Below are 1839 nucleotides of genomic sequence, written 5' to 3' on the forward strand. Positions count from 1 at the left end.
AAAAAGTGTCTGGGAAAAAACTAATTCTCAGACACCAAAAAAGAACGATGATTTCCTAATGGATTTCATCGTTTTTTTTCTATACTTTAAGTGCCTTCCTTGATATTATTGAATCACCACAAAACAAAAATGAAAGAAGGCAATCTCAATGTATCAAAATTATACCACAGGCCAAACTGCTTTAACACTCAATTTAGACTTCGCTATTCCTAATAATCATCTAGCTAACGCTATTAGCCAGTTTGTGGATTCCATTCCAGAAAATGTTTTACTGGGAGACACTGCTAAAACAGGCCGACCTGCTTATCACCCAGCCATGATGCTTAAAATTCTGCTTTTTGCTTACTCCAGAAGAGTATTTTCAGGCCGAAAGATTGAATTAATGCTGGAAGAAAACCTGCCCATGATGGCCTTGGCAGAGCATCAAAAGATTTCCTACCACACCATCAATAACTTCAGATCCAGCGATCACGCTAATCGGCTCATCAAGAAAAGCTTTCTTTACTTTACCAACTTGCTAGAACAAGAAGGCTTAATCAATGAAGGAACTATCTTCATCGATGGCACCAAGATTGAAGCTGATGCCAATCGTTATACTTTCGTTTGGCGTAAAGCAGTTGAAAAGTTTCATGAAAAGCTCAAAGGTCAAGCAGTTGAACTTTACGATGAGCTGATTGCCCAAGAAGTTGTTAAAGCAATGGCAGAAGAGAAAGTTCAGACCAGCCAAGGCTTGGCAGAACTAGCGCAAGAAACAGAGGCTGAGATTGAAAAGCTGACTAAAAAAATCGAGCAAGAGCCGAAAGCTATTCCTGGCGGTTCGCCAAGAAAAGCTAGCAGACGCGGTCTTAAAAAGCTGCTTCATAAATTAAGAAAAGACTATGTCCCTCGAATGAAAAAATATGAAGAAGCAGAGGAAATCTTTGCTGGACGCAACAGCTATTCCAAGACTGACCATGATGCGACTTTCATGCATATGAAAGAAAATCACATGAAGAACGGTCAGCTTAAGCCAGGCTACAATATTCAAGCAGCGACAACGGATCAATATGTAGTCGACTTTGCGCTGTACCCTAATCCAACTGACTTTAAGACGCTGGAGCCTTTTCTAAAGCAGATGACGACATTGAATAAGTTTGATAAGATTGTCGCCGACGCTGGTTATGGCAGCGAGTACAATTATTCTATGTTAGAGAAAGAATACTCAGACAAAAAATATTATATTCCCTACACCATGTATGAAAAGGAAAAGACCAGAAAATATCGCAATGATCCGACTAAGCTGGCTAACTGGTTCTATGATGAACAAGATGATTACTATCTCGATCAAAACGGAGTCAGGTTCAACTTTAAGTATTACAGCCGGCGCAAAGACCAATCAACTGGTTAAGTTCGTGATTTTAAGGTTTACGAGGCAGATGAGTTTCAAATAACGCCAGCATTAGAGAGTTTGGCTAAAACTAAAAGTGGTCGTCAACGCCAAGTACGCTACAATCCCAACTGGCAGTATTTAAAAGAAAAAGCCAAAGAGGTTCTCAAAAGTCCTGCAGGCAGGCACATCTATAGTATGAGAAAGTATGATGTGGAGCCAATTTTTGGACATTTGAAGAACGTCTTTGGCATGCGCCGGACTCATTTGAGAGGCAAAAAGAAGGTTGAAACGGATGTAGGAATAGCCTTCATGATGATGAATTTGAGCAAATACTGGAACAGAAGATGGTCCCAGGACCAGCCTTCTTTACTCAAAAATAAAAATAGAAAGAAAAAGACGGTCAAGCAACTCAAGTCAAGAGTTGGATTGATCGTCTTTTGGTATCTGAGGGTTAGTTTTTTCCCAGACAC

General features: G+C 40.0%; 1 pseudogene. It reads left to right on the top strand.

Annotated elements, in window-relative coordinates:
• Positions 1-148: 148 nt before the first annotated feature.
• A pseudogene (locus FC57_RS10345) lies at positions 149-1839 on the top strand (IS1182 family transposase); the annotation flags it as partial.

This window comes from Lactobacillus ultunensis DSM 16047 (assembly GCF_001436305.1).
In the GTDB taxonomy this organism is placed as follows: Bacteria; Bacillota; Bacilli; order Lactobacillales; family Lactobacillaceae; genus Lactobacillus; species Lactobacillus ultunensis.